Below are 18,506 nucleotides of genomic sequence, written 5' to 3'. Positions count from 1 at the left end.
ATGCGCCCAGGTGGCGGGGGCGGCGGGCCGGGCCGATGCGGCGGCCCGCCGGGCTGGGGCAGCTGTGGCGGCTGCATCTGGGGTGGGAACGGCCCGGGTCGCGCAGGCGGCTGGGGCGGCTGCTCGTCGGCCGGTGGTGGGGCCTGTTTTTTGCCGGGCACTTTGGACCGTGGCGCTGTCGGCGTGTCGAACCACGCCGGAGCACCTCGACGCCGCTCCTCAGTGCGCTCGTCCGCCACGCTCGCCTCGCTGAAATGTCAAAATGCCTTTTCCGCGCCCCCGCGCAACGGATAAGGTCACCGGGCCCGAAAAGGGTTGCGACAGGAGGGTAACGGCGTGGGCTTCATCACCGCCACTGCGGATCGGCTCACAATCCGAAACTTCACCGAACCGTTGGCACTAACCGGGGCAATTGCCGCATCTGGCTTCCGCAGATACTCCACCTATCGCCAGGCGACGGTCGCGTCGCTTGCCACCAACATCATGTTCGGCTTCCTGCGGACCTACATCCTGCTCGCCGTTGCGGCCGTGTCCGCCGTGACGGCCGGCTACACCGGACCGCAGTTGGTCACCTACGTCTGGGCCGGGCAGGGCCTGCTCGGGGTCGTGATGCTGTGGGGCTGGAACGATCTGGCCGAGCGCATCCGCACGGGCGATGTGGTCACCGATCTGCTTCGCCCGATCCACCCCGTGATCAGCTATCTCGCCGCGGACCTGGGCCGGGCGGGGTACGCGATGATATTTAGATTCATTCCCCCGATGATCGTCGGCGCCGTCTTCTTCGACCTGTATCTGCCCGCCGATCCCGTCACCTACCCGCTGTTCCTGATCTCCGTGCTGCTCGCGGTCGTGGTGTGCTTCGGGTGCCGCTACCTGGTCAACGCCACCGCGTTCTGGCTGCTGGACAACCGGGGCGTCAACCTGTTCTGGCTGTTCGCCTCCGGCCTGATCGGCGGGCTGTACTTCCCGGTGCGGTTCCTGCCCGAGCCGGTCGCCGCCCTGGTCTGGTTCGCCACACCGGGGCCGTCACTGCTCATGGCGCCGATGGACGTGCTCGTGGAGCGCGATGAGCTGCCCATTCGGCTGGGAATGATGGCGGTGCAAGCGTTCTGGGCCGGGATGCTGCTGTGGACCTGCCGGGTCGTGCAGCGCCGCGCCGAGCGGCGGCTGGTGATCCAGGGTGGGTGACACGCTCCGCATCTACGCCAAGCTGATCGCGGCGCAGGGCAGAAGCCAGGCGTCCTATCGCTTCAGCTTCTGGCTCGACCTGGGCAGCAACGTCATCATCGTCGGCGCCGATCTGCTGGCCGTGCTGGTGATCTTCTCGCGGGTACCGGTCCTGGCCGGCTTTTCCGTTACCGAAACCGTGCTGTTGTTCGGGCTGTCGCTCAACGCCTTCTCGCTGGCCGACCTGTTCGTGGGCAACATCGAGCGGATCCGCTTCTATGTGCGTTTCGGCACGCTCGATACCGTCCTGATCAGACCGCTGGGCGTCCTGCCGCAGCTGCTCGCGCTCGATGTCGGCTTCCGCCGCATCGGGCGGATCATCTACTCGCTCGCCGTGCTGACCGTCGCGCTGGTGCTCGCCGACATCGACTGGACCCCGTGGCGGGTTGTGCTTCTCATTGCCACTCCGCTATTCGGGGCGATGTTTTTCTGCGCGTTCTTTATCGCCACGTCGACGGTCGCGTTCTGGTGGATCGAGTCAGGCGAATTGGCCAATGCGCTAACCTATGGCGGGCGTGATTTCACGTCCTATCCCATCACCGTCTACGGCAACTGGTTCCGCAGAATATTCGCCTTCGGGCTGGGGTTCGCCTTTGTCGCCTACTACCCGGGTCTTGCCCTGCTCGGCCGCGCCGACCCGCTCGGTGGGCCGATGTGGCTGGGCCTGGTCAGCCCGGTTGTCGCGCTCGCGGCGGGCGGGGTGGCGGCCGCGTTTTGGCGCTTTGGTGTCCGGCACTACAGGAGCACGGGATCGTGAAGATTATCGAGACTGAGGAATTGAAAAAGACGTTTACGGTACACATCAAAGCCGGCCGATTTCGAAGAAAGCGCACGACCGTCGCGGCGGTCGATGGCGTCTCCCTCTCGATCCAGCGCGGCGAAATGGTGGGCTATCTCGGGCCCAATGGGGCGGGGAAGTCCACCACGCTCAAAATGCTCACCGGCGTGCTGCAGCCGTCGGGCGGGTTGGTGTCGGTGTGCGGGCTCACGCCCGTCGCGCAGCGGATCAAGCTGGCCCGCCGGATCGGTGTCGTGTTCGGACAGCGCTCGACCCTGTGGTGGGACCTGCCCCTGCGGGACTCGTTCGAACTGCTGCGCCACGTCTACCGGGTGCCGCCCGCGGAGCACGCCGCCCGCCTGCGCACCTGTCGTGACCTGCTCGATCTGGACTCCTTCGCGGACACCCCCGTGCGCCAGCTCTCGCTGGGCCAGCGCATGCGGGGCGAGCTGACCACCGCGCTGCTGCACGGCCCGGAGATCCTGTTCCTGGACGAGCCGACCATCGGGCTCGACATCGTGAGCAAGCAGGCCGTGCGCGGGTTTCTCGCCGAGCTCGGTGAGCGCGGCGACACGACCATCGTGCTGACCACGCACGACCTCGCCGACATCGAGCGGCTGTGCCGCCGGATCATCGTGATCGACCACGGCCGGGTGGTGCACGACGGCTCGATCGACGCGCTGCACGCGCGGTACGGCTCGCGCCGCAGGGTCATCGTCGATCTCGACGCTCCGCTGGAAACGCCCATCGACGTGCCGGGCGTCGAGCTCGAATCCTCCACGGGCACCAGGCTCGTCTTCGCCGTCGACGGTTCGGCGTCGGTCGGCCCACTGGTCTCGCAACTGACCGCGAGTGGCACCCTGCGCGACCTCACGATCGCCGAGCCGGAGATCGAGGACGTGATCGCCCGCCTCTACCAGCAGGCGGCGGTTCGCTCGCTCGGGTGACGCCCATCAGTGGCCCCACCCTGTCAACAATCAGACACCCCCACCCCCTCTTCCTGCCGATCATGAACTTACGTCCATGTCCCCCCGGTACTGAGTGAATCCCCGGCCGCGATTCATCGATGCCACTCTCATCCTGTTCATTGACATTATGAAATGCGGATCGGAGTGTGGGTGGCCTCGCATCAATTGATGCGGATCAATGGTCCTCGGTAAGGGGGAATCATGAGACACACCAGGCGGTTTTCGGCACTCGCCGCGATCGCGGCCATCCTCGTAGCCATCCCGCTGGCCACGGTCACGCCCGCCAACGCGGCGCCGCTAAGCGGTTCGATCGGCGGTCTGGCCGCGTTAAGCGCGGACGTCGCCGCCACGGCCCGGCCCGGTGTCGCCGGGGCACACGAGGCCCTGGCTCGCTATTGGACACCGGAGCGGATGAAGTCCGCGCTTCCCGACTCCGAACTGCCCGCGGTCAAGGGTGCGAAGGCGCGCCCGGGCGGGAGCCCGGCACGGCCCCAAGGCGCGGCCCAAAAGATCGGCGGGGCAACACCCGTCGCGACGCCGGAGGTGATCGCGCAGGGCGGCCCCGGCACACAGGCGTACTTCCCGAACTATCCGGTCGGACACCCCGTGGCGCGCACCTACGGCAAGGTGTTCTTCACGGCATCGGGCCTGAACTACGTGTGCTCCGGCACCATCGTCAACACCGAGGGCAAGTCCACCGTGTGGACCGCCGCGCACTGCAACACCAGCGGCCAGACCTGGCACTACAACTGGACCTTCGTGCCCAACTACTACAACGGCGTCGCGCCGTACGGCAACTGGTACGCCTACCAACTCTGGTCGACCGCGGCCTTTTTCCACGACAACAACGACTTGGCCAACGACGTGGGCGCCGCCATCATGTACCGCGACGGTGGCTGGCGCATCGCCGATTACTTCGGCGCGCAGGGCATCGCGTGGAACTACCCGATCGGCTACTTCATGAATGCCTTCGGCTATCCGCAGGGCCTGCCGTTCACCGGCTGCTGCCTGGTCGGCGAGCAGAACTACACCTACGACGGGGCCGGCTTCTGGGCCGGGACGATCTACCAGACGAACTTCATGACCGGCGGGTCGTCGGGCGGCGCCTGGTTGAACTGGTTCGACGGAAACTGGGGATATATCAACGGCCACAACGACTTCAAGTTCACGGTACTACCCCAGTACATGTTCTCGCCGTACTACGGCAATCAGGTGGCCGGCCTCTACGGGGCGGTGCGCAACATCTCCACCTGAAACCCACGGGTGGCCGGGCAACCCCGGCCACCCCACCCTCCTCTGTCGTCTCGCGAAGGGCGCGGGCATGGCACCGGCACGACTCTGCGTGGCATTGTGCGTCGTGTTGTGTGCGTGCGCCGCGCCCCCAGTCCAGCCGTCGCCCAGTCGTCCGAACCCCGTCCCCGGCGCCGAGCGGGCGATCGACCTGAGGCCGCATCCCTGGACGAGCTACGACGTGATGGAGGACAACCGGATCCGCCTGCACTACACGATCACGGGCAGCCCGCAGTGCAACGCGCTCGGCCGGGTCGAGATCGTGGAGTCGGCCGACACGGTCACCCTCACCCTCCACATCGGACGCCTGCCGACCGCCAGTTGTGCGGCGAAGGTGCTCAAGGCCACCGACATGTCCACCGAGGTGCAGCTGCCCGCCCCGCTGGACGGTCGCTCGGTCAGGGATGGGGCGTCTTAATCACGCCGCGGCTTCGATCGGACCGCTCGCGGCCGACCAAAGCCGCGCGAACCAGGCGGGGCCACACTGGGCGAGACGCCCAGTCAGCCGTTCTCACCGCTTCGCGATGAGAACGGCTGCGTTAGATTTTGTCGCCGATGTTGACGCGCGTCTTCGGCATGCGCAGCTTGCGGAACGAGATCGCCCGCATGATCGCGTAGAAGTACAGCGAGCGCATGGACTGTGTGGTCTTCGGGAACCGCTCCATGACCATCTTCTTGACCTTGCGGCTGATCAAGAAGCTGTCCACGATCACGGCAAGCGCGAGCAGCAGCCAGATCAGGTTTGCGGCCAGCTGCACCTCGGCACGGGGCACCTGGAACAGGAACAACAGCACGAACGCGCCTGCGAAGAAGTAGGGCCCGACCGTGCGGCGGGAGTCGACGATGTCGCGCACAAGCGCGCGCTCCGGACCCTTGTCGCGGGGCAGCAGGTAGCGCTCGTCGCCCGCCTTCATGCCCTCGTAGGCCTCGGACCGCTCGGCGCGCGCCTTCTCCCGGGCGCGCTTGAGCGCCTCTCGCCGGTTGGTCGGCGGCGGCTCGGAGCGGCGGCGCTGCGCCTCGGTGCGCTTCCTGGTGGCCCTGCCCTTGGCCGGCGTGTAGCCCCGGGAGGCATGCACGATCTCTTGCTCCACCGCCTCGGGCTCCTGCGCGGGCTCGGGGGTGGAGGATGACGACTTACGGGAGAACAAAGCCACGCAGCAACGATAGCGCCTCGTGCGCAGCCTCACTTATTGGCGTCGTATGTCGCACGTGCCGCCTGGACCGCCGGGACCTCTCCCTCAAGCAGCTCGATCAGCCCGACGAGCCGCTCGGCGACCTTCGCGCCGAGCTTGGTCAGGCTGTATTCGACCCGCGGCGGGATCGTGGCCTGCACCTCCCGCCGGACCATGCCGTCGCGCTCCAGCGTGTGCAGCGTCTGCGACAGCATCTTCTCGCTCACCCCGTCGACGCGCCGGCGCAGCGCGTTGAACCGGTAGTTGCCCTCGGCGAGCGCGACCAGCGCGAGGATGCCCCACTTGCTGGCCACGTCTTCGAGCGTGCTGCGCGACGGGCAGGCACGGGCGAAGACGTCGGCAACGAGGTCGTCGGTCGGGTCCATGTGATCGAGGATACCAGTACTTTCTAAAAGTTAGTGCCGACGCTATGGTTAGCCGCATGATTGTGGTAACCGGAGCCAGCGGCCACCTCGGCCGCCTTGTCATAGCCGAACTGCTCGCGCGCGGCGTGCCCGCGGACGGGATCGTCGCCGCCGTGCGAACCCCTGGCAAAGCCGCCGACCTCGACCTCGGCGTGCCCGTGCGCGAGGCCGATTACGACCGTCCCGAGACGCTCGCCACGGCCTTCGCCGGCGCGTCGAAGGTCCTGCTCATCTCGGGCAACGAGTTCGGCAAGCGCGTGGCACAGCACACCAACGCCATCAACGCGGCCAAGGCGGCGGGAGTCCCGTTCCTCGCCTACACGAGCATCCTGAAGGCCGACACGACCGGCATCGGCATCGCACACGACCACCGCGAGACCGAGCGGCTGATCCGCGAGTCCGGGCTGGCCTACACGTTCCTGCGCAACAGCTGGTACACCGAGAACTACACGGACAACCTCGGGCCGGCGCTGGCCACGGGCGCGATCATCGGCAGCGCGGGCGACGGGCGCGTCGCGGCAACCACGCGCGCCGATTACGCCGCCGCGGCGGCGGCCGTGCTGGCGGGCGACGGGCATCAGAACCGCGTCTACGAGCTGGGCAGCGACACCCCGTTCACGATGGCCGAGCTGGCCGCCGAGGTCTCGCTCCAGGCGGGCACGCCAGTGTCCTATCAGGACCTTCCGGCGGGCGAATATGTCAAGGCGCTCACCGGATTCGGCCTCGACGAGGGCTACGCCGGTGCGCTGGCCGACGCCGATCTCGGCATCCAGCGCGGCGAGCTCGCCACCGACAGCGGGGACCTGAGCCGCCTCATCGGCCGTCCGACCGCGTCGCTCGCCGACGCCGTGGCCGCGGGCCTGAAGACGCAATAGCCGCGGGTTTCATGACGCGGTGGCCGCCGGTTTGATGACGCCGTGACCGCAACCGCAGGCCGTCACGTTGGCAGGCACTTCGCACGTCAACGTGACGGCTTCTTCAAAAGAATTTCATCGGTCCCGCCATACCGTGTGGGCCATGACGGATCTTCTTGAGGCGTCTCCGGGTGAGGCGTTGACGAACGATCAGCGGGCGGCGTTTGAGCACGACGGTTTCGTGGTGCTTCCCGGCGTGCTGAGCGCGGACGATGTCGCGCATTACACGTCCCTGGTGGACGCTCTGTACGACCGGGAGCTGCTGGCCGGTCGGCTGCCCCGGGGCGGCGCGCTGCACCGGCTCAGTGCCGTGCACACCTGCCCGGAGCTGGCTCCGCTGATCGATCACCCCCGCCTCCTGGGCCCGGTGTGGTCCATCCTGGGCTGGAACATCCACATCTACCATTCGCACGTCGATGTGCACCCGACGGTGCGCGGCCCGAAGCCGCCCCGTTTCGAGTGGCACCAGGACGGGGGCCGGCAGAACCGCGAGCTTGAGACGGACCCGCGCCCGCGACTGTCGGTGAAGGGGGTCTACTGGCTGTCTGACGTCTCGCAGCCGGGCCGGGGCAACTTCAAGGTGGTACCAGGCAGCCACATCACCAACTGGATCGACGGGCCGCCCCGGCGCAACATGTCGTGGCCCGACCCGCCCGGTGCGATCGAGGTGGTGGCCAACCCGGGCGATGTCGTCCTGTTCGATCGCCGGATCTGGCATGCGCGCTCCGACAACTTCTCCGAGATCACGCGCAAGGCGGTCTTCTTCGCCTACACCTATCGCTGGGTGGTGGGCCGCGACCAGGTGCCCGACGACAGCACCCGCTACACCGCCGTGCAGCGGCAGTTGCTGGGTCTGCTCGACTCCACCGACGGCGACCACGCGTGGGGCCACGAGCCCGCACAGGTGCCGCTGCACGGAGTCCTCGCCGAGGCGGGGCTGCTCGATCCGGCGGTCCCCGCTCTCAAGCCCTAGCAGGCAGAATCGTCGGATGAGCGCGCGCATTCTGATTGCCGAAGACGATCCCAAGCAGGCGCACCTGATCCAGGTTTACCTGGAGCGCGAGGGGCACAGTGTGCTTGTCGTCAACGACGGGCGGCGGGCGCTGGAGCAGAGCAGGAGCCGCAAGCCGGATCTCCTGGTGCTCGATGTCATGATGCCCGGCGTCGACGGGCTGGACGTGTGCCGCATCGTGCGGGCCGAGTCCGACGTGCCGATCCTGCTGCTCACCGCGCGCAGCACCGAGGACGACAAGCTTCTCGGGCTCGACCTCGGGGCTGACGACTACGTCACGAAGCCGTTCAGCCCCCGGGAGCTGGCCGCGCGGGTGCGGGCGCTGTTGCGGCGCGCGGGCAAGACCGCGCCCGGCAGCGCCGCCCCGCGCGTGGTCGGCGACCTCGTGATCGACGCGGCCAGGTTCGAGGTGCGGGTCAACGGCCGGCCGGTGTTGTTGACGGCCAAGGAGTTCGGCATTCTCGAAACGCTGGCGGCCGAGCCGGGGAGGGTGTTCACCCGCGGCCAGATCATCGATCGCGCGTTCGGGTTCGACCACCACGTGCTCGACCGCACGGTCGACGCCCATGTCATGCACTTGCGGCGCAAGATTGAGGACGATCCACTCCAGCCGCGGTATGTGCAGACGGTCTACGGCCGCGGCTACCGTCTGGCCGAGTCATGAGTCTGCGCCTGCGTATCTTGGCGTTTGTCGCGCTCGTGGCCTTCACGGCCATCGGCGCCACCGCATATCTCGCTTACTTGCAGACGTCCCGCCAGGTGACCGAGGACGCGGTAGCCGACCGGCAGGTGACCAACCACGTGGTCGAGCGGCTGACGCGATACGCCCAGGAGCACGGCACCTGGGAGTTCGTGCCGGCGACCGTCGATTCCCTCGCCAAGACCACCGGTCAGCGAATCAAGCTCGTGACCGAGTGGGACGAGGTGATCGTCGACTCTGACACGCTTGCCGGGCGCACCGCACGAGGCGTCGTCTCACCGCCGGTCCTGGCCGATCCGCGGCCGGCCTTCACGCTGCCCCTCGAGTCGATCCAGAGCGGCGGCAAATCGGCGGCCGAAATCACGATGGCGTCGATCCAGCAGTACCGGTCCGGTGTCCGCTTCGCCGCCTGCCTCACCCGCCAGCACCTGCCCGTCGAGATGTCGCTGGATCAGTTCGGGGTACCGACCTACACGGCCGAACGTGCGACGGCGTTGCAACAGCCGCAGACCGTCGATGCGTGCCGGTCGGGGCAGGACTCCCCGGCCGCACTCTCCGCGGACGCGAACGAGGTCCTCGCGTGCTATGTGTCCAAACCGGAGGTCATCAGCCCGGAGGTGAGGAGCACGCAAACAAGGGACTGCCTGCAGAAAACCTTCGCCGTGCGCTCGGTCGATGTCGCGCCCGTACCCTTGCGGGTCTACCTCGGGGCGCTGGGGGAGCCGGTGCCAAGGCTCACACCGATCCCGGTGATCGCGGCTGCCCTGCTCGTCGCGGTTTTGGCGTTGGCCGGCACGATCCTGCTCAGCCGCCGTGTGCTGCGCCCGGTCGCGCAGGTCACGCGGGCCGCCGAGCGGCTTGGCCAAGGGGATCTGAGCCAGTGGGTACCCGACGGCGGCGGCGATGAGCTGGCCATGCTCGCGCGCTCGTTCAACCACATGGCCGACTCGCTGCGCAAGGGCGAGGATCGGCAGCGCCGCCTGGTCGCCGACGTCGCACACGAGCTCAGGACGCCGCTGGCCAACCTGCGCGGCTACCTTGAGGCGCTCAAAGACGGGGTGCTTCCCGCCTCCCCCGAGCTGTTCGCCAGCCTACACGAGGAGGCCGTGTGGCAGCAGCGGATCGTCGACGATCTGCAGGATCTGGCGCTGGCCGAGGCGGGAGTGCTTACCTACCACCGCACCCGGGTCGATCTGGCCGAGCTGGTGGAGGTCTGCGGGACGGCGCACCGGCCCGCCGCCGAAGCCGCCGGGGTGACGCTGACCGTGCAGGCCACCGGGCCGGTCAACGTCGACGCCGACTCCGACCGGCTGCGCCAGGTGGTCGGAAACCTCGTGTCCAACGCGTTGCGGGCGAGCAGCCCGGGTGGGTCCGTGACGCTGACGGCGGACCCGGGGCCGGATGGGTGGGCCGTGTTGACCGTGCGCGACACCGGCTCGGGCATCGCCGCGTCCGACGTGCCGCACGTGTTCGACCGGTTTTGGCGCGCAGACGGGGCGCGTGGCCGCAAGACGGGCGGCAGCGGGCTCGGGCTTGCCATCGCCCGCCAGATCGTCACCGACCACGGCGGGCGCATCGGTGTCCAAAGTGAACTCGGCGCCGGTACCGTGATGACGGTGACGGTGCCGTTGAGCGACTATCCGGTCGAAGCGCCCACCGTGCAGTTCCCGCGATTGCTGCCGCGCATCCGGCAGGCCCCCAGGGCTTAGTGGCTCGCCCGCCGATGCGCGACCCGACCGAGTCAAAAGCCGCCCCGCACCTGATCGCGAAGCGTTCCGGATGGGCTTTCGGATTAGCGGGCGATGTCGGCCCCGAGCGCGGTGAGCTTGCCCTCGAAGTTCTCGTAGCCGCGGTTGATCAGGTCGACGCCGTGCACGCGGGACCGGCCCTCGGCGGCCATCGCGGCGATCAGGTGGCTGAAGCCCGCCCGCAGGTCGGGGATGATCAGGTCGTGCGCGTGCAGCTTGGCCGGGCCGGCGATGACCGCGGAGTGGCGGAAGCCCATGCGCCCGAACCGGCACGGCGTGCCGCCGAGGCAGTCCTGATAAACCTGGATATTGGCGCCCATCTGGGCGAGCGCCTCGGTGTAGCCGAAGCGGTTCTCATAAACCGTCTCGTGCACCACCGACAGCCCGTTGGCCTGCGACAGCGCCACGACGAGCGGCTGCTGCCAGTCGGTCATGAACCCGGGGTGCACGTCGGTCTCCAGCGCGACCGCGCGCAGGTCGCCGACCGGGTGCCAGAAGCGGATGCCGCCGCCGCTCGGCGAGTCGTCGACCTCGAACTCGCCGCCGATGGAGCGGAAGACGTTGAGGTAGGTCATCATGTCGGCCTGCCGGGCCCCGCGCACGAAGATGTCGCCCTTGGTGGCCAGCGCGGCCGACGCCCACGACGCGGCCTCGATCCGGTCGGGGATCGGCCGGTGCACGAAGCCGCCCAGCCGCGGCACGCCCTCGATCTCGATCACCCGGTTGGTGTGCACCTTGATGATCGCGCCCATCTTCTGCAGCACGCAGATCAGGTCGATGATCTCGGGCTCGACGGCCGCATTGGAAAGCTCGGTCACGCCCTTGGCGCGCACGGCAGCGAGCAGGATCTGCTCGGTCGCGCCCACGGACGGGTAGTCCAGGTGGTATTTGATGCCGTGCAGCCCATCCGGCGCGGACAGGTGCAGCCCCTCGGGCGCCTTGTCGACGACCGCGCCGAACCGGCGCAGCGCCTCCAGATGGAAGTCGATCGGGCGCCCGCCGATGTTGCAGCCGCCCAGCTCCGGGATGAACGCGTGCCCCAGCCGGTGCAGCAGCGGCCCGCACAGCAGGATCGGGATCCGGCTCGACCCGGCGTGCACATTGATCTCGTCGACCCCGGCGCGCTCCACATTGGAGGGATCGAAGACCAGCTCGCCGTCATGCTCACCGGGCGTCACCTTCACCCCGTGTAGTTCGAGCAGCCCGGTGACGATCTCCACGTCGCGGATGCGCGGCACGTCGAACATGCGGCTGCGCGACTCGCCCAGAACGGTGGCGACCATCGCCTTGGAGACCAGGTTTTTGGCCCCACGGACCGTCACTTCCCCCTTGAGGGGAGCGCCACCGTTGACGACGAGCACGTCCGACATGCGGGCCTCCGAGCGAAAGAACGAGGTGTGTTGAACGACGCTCGAAAGCATAACGGTGTGTGACCTACGCGCAAACGAACGTGTGGAAAAAATCGGAACGTAACCGGCCAGCTACGGCAAAGCGAGCATCTGGTCGAGTGCCACCCGAGCATGGTGGGCCGTGTCGGGGTCCACCGTGATCTGGTTGGGCACCCTCCCGGCCACCAGTTCTTCCAATGCCCACACCAGATGCGGCAGATCGATCCGGTTCATGGTCGAGCAATAGCACACGGTCTTGTCCAGGAACATGATCTGCTTGTCCGGGTGCCGGTTGGCCAGCCGCCGCACGAGATTGAGCTCCGTGCCGACCGCCCAGGCCGATCCCGCCGGGGCCTGCTCGAGCATTTTTATTATGTACTCCGTCGAGCCGACGAAATCGGCCGAGTTCACCACCTCGTGCCTGCACTCCGGGTGGACCAGCACGTTGACCCCGGGCACCTGCTCGCGGATCGCGTCGACACACTCCAGCGTGAACCGCCCGTGCACCGAGCAGTGACCGCGCCACAGAATCATCTTGGCGTCACGGATCTGCTGATCGGTCAGGCCACCGTTGGGCTTGTGCGGGTCGTAGAGCACGCAGTCGTCAAGCGACAGTCCCATCTCCAGCACGGCGGTGTTGCGCCCCAGGTGCTGATCGGGCAGGAACAGGACCTTCTCCCCGCGGGCGAACGCCCAGTCGAGCGCCCGCTTGGCGTTGGACGACGTGCACACCACGCCCTTGTTGCGCCCGACGAACCCCTTGATGTCGGCCGACGAGTTCATGTAAGTGACCGGGATGGTCCGGTCGGCGACACCGAGATCGGTGAGCAACTCCCACGCCTGCTGCACCTGCTCCAGCACGGCCATGTCGGCCATCGAGCATCCGGCGGCCAGATCGGGCAGCACGACCCGCTGGGCGTCGGTGGTCAGGATGTCGGCGGACTCGGCCATGAAGTGCACGCCGCAGAACACGATGAACTCGGCATCGGGCCGGGCCGCCGCCTCGCGGGCGAGCTTGAACGAGTCGCCGGTCACGTCGGCGAACTGGATGACCTCGTCGCGCTGATAGTGGTGGCCGAGCACGAACACGCGGTCGCCCAGGGCGGCCTTGGCCGCGCGGGCCCGCTCGACCAGGCCGGGATCGCTGGGGGCGGGCAGCTCGCCGGGACAATCGACACCGCGCTCCGACGCCGAGTCCTTGCCACGGCCGAGCAGAAGCAGAACGGGAGCACTCACGCTCACCATCATGCCTCCCACACGCCCACCCACGCCTGTGCCCTCCGCCACGCCCCCTGTTTCGGGTCGATCATGAACTTAAGTCCATTGTCGGCGGCGTGTCGTGACACCAGCTTCATGATCACCGTGCGCTGTTGATCGTGAAGTCGATGCGGCGACACGCCGCTGAACATGGATTTATGTTCATGATCAACGGAGAATGGGCGGCTGTGCGGGTTGTGGTGTGTCCGGATAAGTTTGCTGGGACGTTGACGGCGGTCGAGGCGGCCGGGGCGATCGCCGATGGCTGGTGTGCGGTCGCGCCGGGCGATGAGCTGGTCGTGCGACCCGTGGCCGATGGTGGCCCGGGGTTCGTGGAGGTGCTGCACGCCTCGCTGGGCGGTGAGCTTGTCGATGTCCCGACAACCGACCCGCTGGGCCGGCCGGTCACCGGGCGGGTGCTGATCGTGGGCGACACGGCGTATGTCGAGAGCGCGCACGCGTGTGGCCTGCACCATCTCGCCGCGCATGAGCGCGACCCCAAGATCACGACGACGGCCGGGCTCGGCGCCCTGGTCAACGCGGCCGCCGGCGCGGGTGCGCGGCGCGCGGTCATCGGCCTTGGCGGGTCGGGCACCAATGACGCAGGCGCGGGAATGCTCAGCAGCCTGGGCCTCATCGCGTACGACGCATCGAACGTCGTCCTGCTTCCGGGCGGCGCCGCCCTGCGCGCATGCGTGGACATCGCCGGCGCGGTCCGGCTGCCGGCAGGCTTTGAGCTCGTCGGAGCGTCCGATGTGGACAACCCCTTGACCGGGCCGGACGGCGCGTCGGCCGTGTTCGGGCCGCAAAAGGGCGCCGCACCGGCCGATGTGGCAGTGCTGGATGCCGCGCTGTCGCACTGGGCCGCGCTGCTCGAGCAAGGTCTGCCCGGTTGCCCGAAGGGGTTGGCGGAGATGCCGGGCGGGGGAGCGGCGGGCGGACTGGGTGCGGCCATCCTCGCGCTCGGCGGCCGGATCATCTCGGGCATCGATCTCGTGCGCGACCAGACCGGCCTCGACGCCGCGCTGAGCGGGGCCGACCTGGTGATCACCGGGGAGGGCTCGTTCGACCACCAGTCGCTGCGCGGGAAGGTGATCGCCGGCGTGGCGGGTGCGGCACGCGATCTTGGCATTCCGTGCGTGGTGCTGGCGGGCCGGGTCACGACCGGCCGGCGCGAGCAGGGCACCGCGGGCGTGACCGAGGCGTATTCGCTGGTGGACCACCTGGGCTCGATCGATCTGGCGATGGCCGAGCCGGCTCGGGGGCTTCGTGAGCTGGCCTCAAGGCTGGCGCGGCAATATTCACGCGACGCAAAGTGACCCAGTTCACTCGAACCGTCCGATGAAACGGCGGGCAGTCTCGGGAATCGGGCGGAGGTGAGCTAGCGTTACTTGGTACGACGGTTAGCCACGCGCACAGCTGGGAGCAATAAGTGACCACGGAAACCACCACCGACACGACCAGCATCAACCTCACTGAGGTCGCCGCCTCGAAGATCAAGACCCTGCTTGAGCAGGAAGGTCGAGATGACTTGCGGTTGCGGGTCGCCGTGCAGCCCGGTGGCTGTTCGGGCCTTCGCTACCAGCTTTTCTTCGACGAGCGCGAGCTCGACGGCGACGTGGTGAAGGACTTCAACGGCGTGGGCGTCGTTGTCGACCGGATGAGCGCGCCGTATCTGATGGGCGCCACCATCGACTTCGCCGACCGGATCGACGCTCAGGGGTTCACGATCGACAATCCCAACGCGTCCGGCTCCTGCGCCTGCGGCGACTCGTTCCACTGACAAGCCGACAAGCCAACAGACCGGCCCGTCCTCTGCTAGAGGGCGGGCCGGTTTCGTCTGGAATGACTCGCGGGATGGCTGCCTTCGACCCGTATATAAGCGGGCCTTGCTAGGGTGATATGCCGTTTGCATTTCCCCCAACTCTCGAAGGCGCTCCCATGAAGATCGCGGTCACCGGCTCGATCGCCACGGATCATCTGATGCACTTCCCCGGTCGCTTCGCCGAGCAGTTCATCGCTGATCAGCTCGACAAGGTTTCGCTATCGTTCCTGGTCGATGATCTTGTCATCCGGCGCGGCGGGGTGGCCGCCAACATCGCTTTCGGCATGGGCCTGCTGGGGCTGCGGCCGTTGCTGGTCGGCGCGGTCGGGGCCGATTTCGCCGACTACCGCTCCTGGCTGGAGCGCCACGGGGTCGACTGCGACTCGGTGCATATCAGCGAGGTCGCGCACACGGCGCGGTTCGTGTGCACCACGGATGACGACCTGTGCCAGGTGGCGTCGTTCTATGCGGGAGCCATGGCCGAGGCGCGCAACATCGAGCTGCAGCCGGTTTACGAGCGTGCGGGCGGGCTCGACCTGATCCTGATCGGGGCCAACGACCCGGCCGCGATGATGCGCCACTCGCAGGAGTGCCGCGACCGGGGCTACGCGTTCGCCGCCGACCCGTCGCAGCAGCTGGCCCGCATGAGCGGCGCGGAGGTCATGCAGCTCATCGACGGGGCCGAGTTCCTGCTGACGAACGAATACGAGAAGTCCCTGCTGGAGTCCAAGACCGGGCTGTCGGACGCCGAGGTGCTGGAGCGGGTCAAGGTCCGGGTCACCACGCTCGGCAAAAACGGTGTGGAGATCACCGGGCAGGGGATCGAGCGGATCCACGTGCCGGTGGCGCGGGAGATCAAGGCATACGACCCGACGGGTGTTGGCGACGGCTTCCGGGCCGGATTCTTCGCCGCGCAGGGCTGGGGGCTCGACCTGACGGCATCGGCACAGGTCGGCGCGCTGCTCGCCACGCTCGTGCTGGAGACCGTCGGCACGCAGGAATACCAGATCGAGCCCGACATCTTCGCCAAGCGCCTCGCCGAGTCCTACGGTGACGCGGCCGCGGCGGTCGTGCGGCCGCACCTGCCCGCGGCGGTGTGACACAACGCACCGCCACGCCGCTTAGAGTCCGTGGCCAAAGTTCTCCCGCGGCGCCGCCGGCAGATCGCCGTCGGCGCCGCCCTCGCAGTGATGGTGGCGGCAGGAGCCGTTGTCGCCCTTAATTTCTCGGGTTTTTCGACCCAGGATCAGTACGCGGGATTGCCCTTCTACGCCCGCGAACGGATGCACATGATCGCTGGCGGCAACCCCGCCGACATGGCACGCGAATCGATCGAGGCCGCAACCCTCGCCGAGCAGTTCGCGCAGGCGCGGCGCGCGCCGGGCATCGTCGCGCCGGGTGCCTACGGCGCGGCGTTCCAGCAGCTGCTCGCGATGCCCAAGACCGGCGGCTCGTGGTCCAACGTCACGCGGCTGCCGTATGACGCCGACGACCCGCGTTATCGGGACTACTACTCGAACTCGACCGGCGGCTGGGGCGCGGTGACCGGACGTGTCACGGGCCTTGCCGCAGACGGCGCCGGGCACGTGTATGCGGCCGGCGCCAACGGCGGCGTGTGGCGCTCGTCGACGGGTGGCGGCAACTGGACGCCCATCGCCGACGGCCTGCCCAGCCTGTCCACGGGCGCGCTTGAGCTCGCGCCGGACGGATCGCTGTGGTACGCGACCGGCGAGGCCAACACGGGCGGAACGTCCTATGTGGGCAGCGGGGTGTACCGGCTGGCGAACCCGACCACGGGCGTGTTCACCGCGGCGATGCGGGTCGGTGGGGCCGAGCTGGAGAGCACGACGATCGGCAAGCTCCGGTTCGGCGGCGGAAAGGTGTGGGCCGCAACGGGTCGGGGCGTTTACAGCCACTCGTTGGAGCCGACAGGAGCCTGGAAACTCGAATACGCCCCGAATCCGGCCTATCTGCCGGGCGGGTCCCAGGCCGGTGATCCGAACGCGGCGTACAAGAACATCGTCAACGACATCGCGATCGACCCGCGCAACCCGAAGCACATCATCGCGGCGATCGGCTGGCGCTCGGGCGACACCTACAACGGTTTCTACGAGACGCTCGACTACACCACGGGCGTGTGGGCCAAGGTGAACCCGGGTGGTGCCATGCCCGCCGACGACATCGGCCGGGTGACGTTCGCGTATGCGGCGGACGGCAGCACGCTGTACGCCATCAATCAGTCACCCAAGCTTTTGAACAAGCCAGTGGGTACCGTCAACAGCTTCCTGGACGGGGTTTACGTCTCGAACAACGGGAGCCCGGCGGGCCCCTGGACGAAGATCGCCGAGAGCCAGAAGCTGGCCAACTCGGGCTCCGCACTCAAGCAGGCCGTCGGCGGCAAGGGATACGGGCCGGGCATCCAGGCCTGGTACAACCACTTCCTGCTGGTCGACCCGGCCGACCCGAGGCACGTGTGGGTCGGGCTGGAGGAGGTCTACGAGACCGAGGACGGCGGGTCCACGTGGAAGACCGTCGGCCCGTACTGGAACTTCTCGTTCGACTGCTGGGACGTGTCCGACGCGCAGAATCGGTGCCCCAGCTCGACCCACCCGGATCAGCACGCCGCGACGGTGGGCGTGCATCAGGGGCGGGCGTACTTCTACGCCGGCAACGACGGTGGTGTCTACCGGCGGCCGGTGCGCGGCGCGACCAACGGGAACGGAAACGGTACCGACTGGGTCAGCATGAACGACGGCACAATGGACGCGTTGCAGTACTACGCCGTTGCGGTTGGTAGGGACTCCTACAACGGCGTCAACGGCGTGGGCGTGACCGGTGGCCTGCAGGACAACGGGGCCTCCATGGTCCGGCCCGGCGACACGGTCATGGGGTCGCACTTCGGCGGCGACGGCGGCGATGTGCTCGCCAACCCCGACAACGTGTGCCAGCAGGTGCACGAGTACGTGTACCTCGCGATGACGGTGACGGAGAACTGCGCGGTGAACCCGGGAGCGGTCGACCCGTCCACGGCGACGTCGTGGCGGATCCAGCCGTACACCAACTTCCCGGGAGACGAACCCGCCCGCTTCATCGCCCCGTTCGCGGCCGACGACAAGAACGTCAACCAGTGGGTGGCGGCCGGGCAGCACGTGTGGTTCAACACCAAGGGTTTCGCGATCCGCAGCGGCAAGGAGTGGATCAAGGGATTCAACCTGGGAGCCGGGCGCACGGCCACCGCCGTCGCGGTGTCGGGCGGCGTGGCGTACGTCGGCTGGTGCGGCCCGTGCAACAACGCGGGCTTCGCGCGCGGCATCGCGGTCGGCAAGTTCAACGACCCGGCCAGCTGGCGTCAGCTCAACCTGCCCGTCGACGGGACCGTCCCCAACCGGTACATCAGCGGATTCGGTGTGGACCCGGCCAACCCGAGCCGCGTTTTCGTTGCGGTGAATGGGTTCTCGCGCAGGTTCACGGAGGGGCCGGGTGTGGGCTTCGGCCACGTCTTCGAGTCCACCGACATGGGTGCCACGTGGACCGACGTGTCGGCGAACCTGCCCGATGTGCCGGCCGGCTCGGTCAAGGTGCTTCCGGGCGGCGCGCTCGTGCTCGGGACGGACCTGGCGACGTTCTACCGCCCGGCGGGCGCGACCCAGTGGCAGGTGCTCGGTTCGGGCCTGCCCACGACGGTCGTGATGGACGTCGAGCACTCACCGGCCGACAACGCCGTCTACGTGGCCACCCACGGCCGCGGAATCTGGCGCTTCGGCCTGCAACAGCTCTGACCCACTCCTCCCCACAGACCGGG

Annotated in this window: 17 protein-coding genes; 13 read left to right on the top strand and 4 right to left on the bottom strand. The window is 68.1% G+C overall.

Going from position 1 to position 18,506, the window contains the following annotated elements; all coding sequences use genetic code 11:
* Positions 1–336 precede the first annotated feature (336 nt).
* The 5 genes from DM816_RS19795 (at position 337) to DM816_RS42745 (ending at position 4,681) form a co-directional block, all read left to right on the top strand.
* Complete coding sequence (locus tag DM816_RS19795; RefSeq protein ID WP_425455255.1) at positions 337–1,188, top strand: ABC transporter permease; 852 nt, start codon at positions 337–339, stop codon at positions 1,186–1,188.
* Positions 1,181–1,984, top strand: a complete 804-nt coding sequence (locus DM816_RS19790) for an ABC transporter permease (protein WP_117211791.1) — start codon at positions 1,181–1,183, stop codon at positions 1,982–1,984. The genes DM816_RS19795 and DM816_RS19790 overlap by 8 nt, the downstream gene beginning before the upstream one ends.
* Positions 1,981–2,952 (top strand): ABC transporter ATP-binding protein, encoded by a 972-nt coding sequence (locus tag DM816_RS19785; protein ID WP_117211789.1) that lies wholly within the window; start codon positions 1,981–1,983, stop codon positions 2,950–2,952. The genes DM816_RS19790 and DM816_RS19785 overlap by 4 nt, the downstream gene beginning before the upstream one ends.
* A 222-nt stretch (positions 2,953–3,174) precedes the next feature.
* Positions 3,175–4,227: a trypsin-like serine peptidase gene (locus DM816_RS19780; protein WP_117211787.1), complete on the top strand. Its 1,053-nt coding sequence runs from the start codon at positions 3,175–3,177 to the stop codon at positions 4,225–4,227.
* A gap of 67 nt (positions 4,228–4,294) precedes the next feature.
* Complete coding sequence (locus DM816_RS42745; RefSeq protein ID WP_162907640.1) at positions 4,295–4,681, top strand: hypothetical protein; 387 nt, start codon at positions 4,295–4,297, stop codon at positions 4,679–4,681.
* 121 nt (positions 4,682–4,802) lie between these two features.
* On the opposite strand, the gene DM816_RS19770 is transcribed toward DM816_RS42745, so the two are convergent.
* Together DM816_RS19770 and DM816_RS19765 are read right to left on the bottom strand one after the other, a co-directional pair.
* Entirely contained in the window at positions 4,803–5,417 is a 615-nt protein-coding gene (locus tag DM816_RS19770) for a DUF3043 domain-containing protein (protein WP_117211783.1), read from the bottom strand.
* Positions 5,418–5,446: 29 nt separating this feature from the next.
* Positions 5,447–5,821, bottom strand: coding sequence for a winged helix-turn-helix transcriptional regulator (locus DM816_RS19765; protein ID WP_117211781.1), 375 nt, complete (start codon positions 5,819–5,821; stop codon positions 5,447–5,449).
* 56 nt (positions 5,822–5,877) lie between these two features.
* Here DM816_RS19765 and DM816_RS19760 point away from each other — a divergent pair, with 56 nt between their 5' ends.
* The 4 genes from DM816_RS19760 (at position 5,878) to DM816_RS19745 (ending at position 10,195) form a co-directional block, all read left to right on the top strand.
* Complete coding sequence (locus DM816_RS19760) at positions 5,878–6,735, top strand: SDR family oxidoreductase (protein ID WP_117211779.1); 858 nt, start codon at positions 5,878–5,880, stop codon at positions 6,733–6,735.
* Positions 6,736–6,877: 142 nt separating this feature from the next.
* Positions 6,878–7,747: a phytanoyl-CoA dioxygenase family protein gene (locus DM816_RS19755; protein ID WP_117211777.1), complete on the top strand. Its 870-nt coding sequence runs from the start codon at positions 6,878–6,880 to the stop codon at positions 7,745–7,747.
* Positions 7,748–7,763: 16 nt separating this feature from the next.
* Positions 7,764–8,450 (top strand): response regulator transcription factor, encoded by a 687-nt coding sequence (locus DM816_RS19750; protein WP_117211775.1) that lies wholly within the window; start codon positions 7,764–7,766, stop codon positions 8,448–8,450.
* On the top strand, positions 8,447–10,195 hold the full coding sequence (locus DM816_RS19745; RefSeq protein WP_117211774.1) for a sensor histidine kinase: 1,749 nt from the start codon (positions 8,447–8,449) through the stop codon (positions 10,193–10,195). The genes DM816_RS19750 and DM816_RS19745 overlap by 4 nt, the downstream gene beginning before the upstream one ends.
* Positions 10,196–10,278: 83 nt before the next feature.
* On the opposite strand, the gene murA is transcribed toward DM816_RS19745, so the two are convergent.
* Together murA and nadA are read right to left on the bottom strand one after the other, a co-directional pair.
* Positions 10,279–11,655 carry a UDP-N-acetylglucosamine 1-carboxyvinyltransferase gene (gene murA / locus DM816_RS19740; RefSeq protein WP_425455254.1) on the bottom strand — a complete coding sequence of 459 codons (1,377 nt, stop codon included), beginning with the start codon at positions 11,653–11,655 and terminating at the stop codon, positions 10,279–10,281.
* 60 nt (positions 11,656–11,715) lie between these two features.
* Complete coding sequence (gene nadA / locus DM816_RS19735) at positions 11,716–12,867, bottom strand: quinolinate synthase NadA (RefSeq protein WP_246002058.1); 1,152 nt, start codon at positions 12,865–12,867, stop codon at positions 11,716–11,718.
* A 176-nt stretch (positions 12,868–13,043) separates the two neighbouring features.
* Between nadA and DM816_RS19730 the strand changes: the two genes are divergently transcribed.
* The 4 genes from DM816_RS19730 to DM816_RS19715 all read left to right on the top strand — a co-directional run bounded on the left by DM816_RS19730 (position 13,044) and on the right by DM816_RS19715 (position 18,483).
* Entirely contained in the window at positions 13,044–14,198 is a 1,155-nt protein-coding gene (locus DM816_RS19730) for a glycerate kinase family protein (RefSeq protein WP_170318846.1), read from the top strand.
* A gap of 113 nt (positions 14,199–14,311) precedes the next feature.
* A complete protein-coding gene (erpA, locus tag DM816_RS19725) occupies positions 14,312–14,662 on the top strand; it encodes an iron-sulfur cluster insertion protein ErpA (RefSeq protein ID WP_117211772.1) in 351 nt (116 codons plus the stop codon).
* Positions 14,663–14,820: 158 nt separating this feature from the next.
* Complete coding sequence (locus DM816_RS19720) at positions 14,821–15,804, top strand: carbohydrate kinase family protein (protein ID WP_117211771.1); 984 nt, start codon at positions 14,821–14,823, stop codon at positions 15,802–15,804.
* Between the two features lie 30 nt (positions 15,805–15,834).
* Entirely contained in the window at positions 15,835–18,483 is a 2,649-nt protein-coding gene (locus tag DM816_RS19715; protein ID WP_211588773.1) for a WD40/YVTN/BNR-like repeat-containing protein, read from the top strand.
* The last annotated feature ends 23 nt before the right edge of the window (positions 18,484–18,506 follow it).

It is taken from the genome of Allorhizocola rhizosphaerae, assembly GCF_003426775.1.
Classification (GTDB): Bacteria; Actinomycetota; Actinomycetes; order Mycobacteriales; family Micromonosporaceae; genus Allorhizocola; species Allorhizocola rhizosphaerae.
This window is presented reverse-complemented; position numbering and strand designations above follow the sequence as displayed.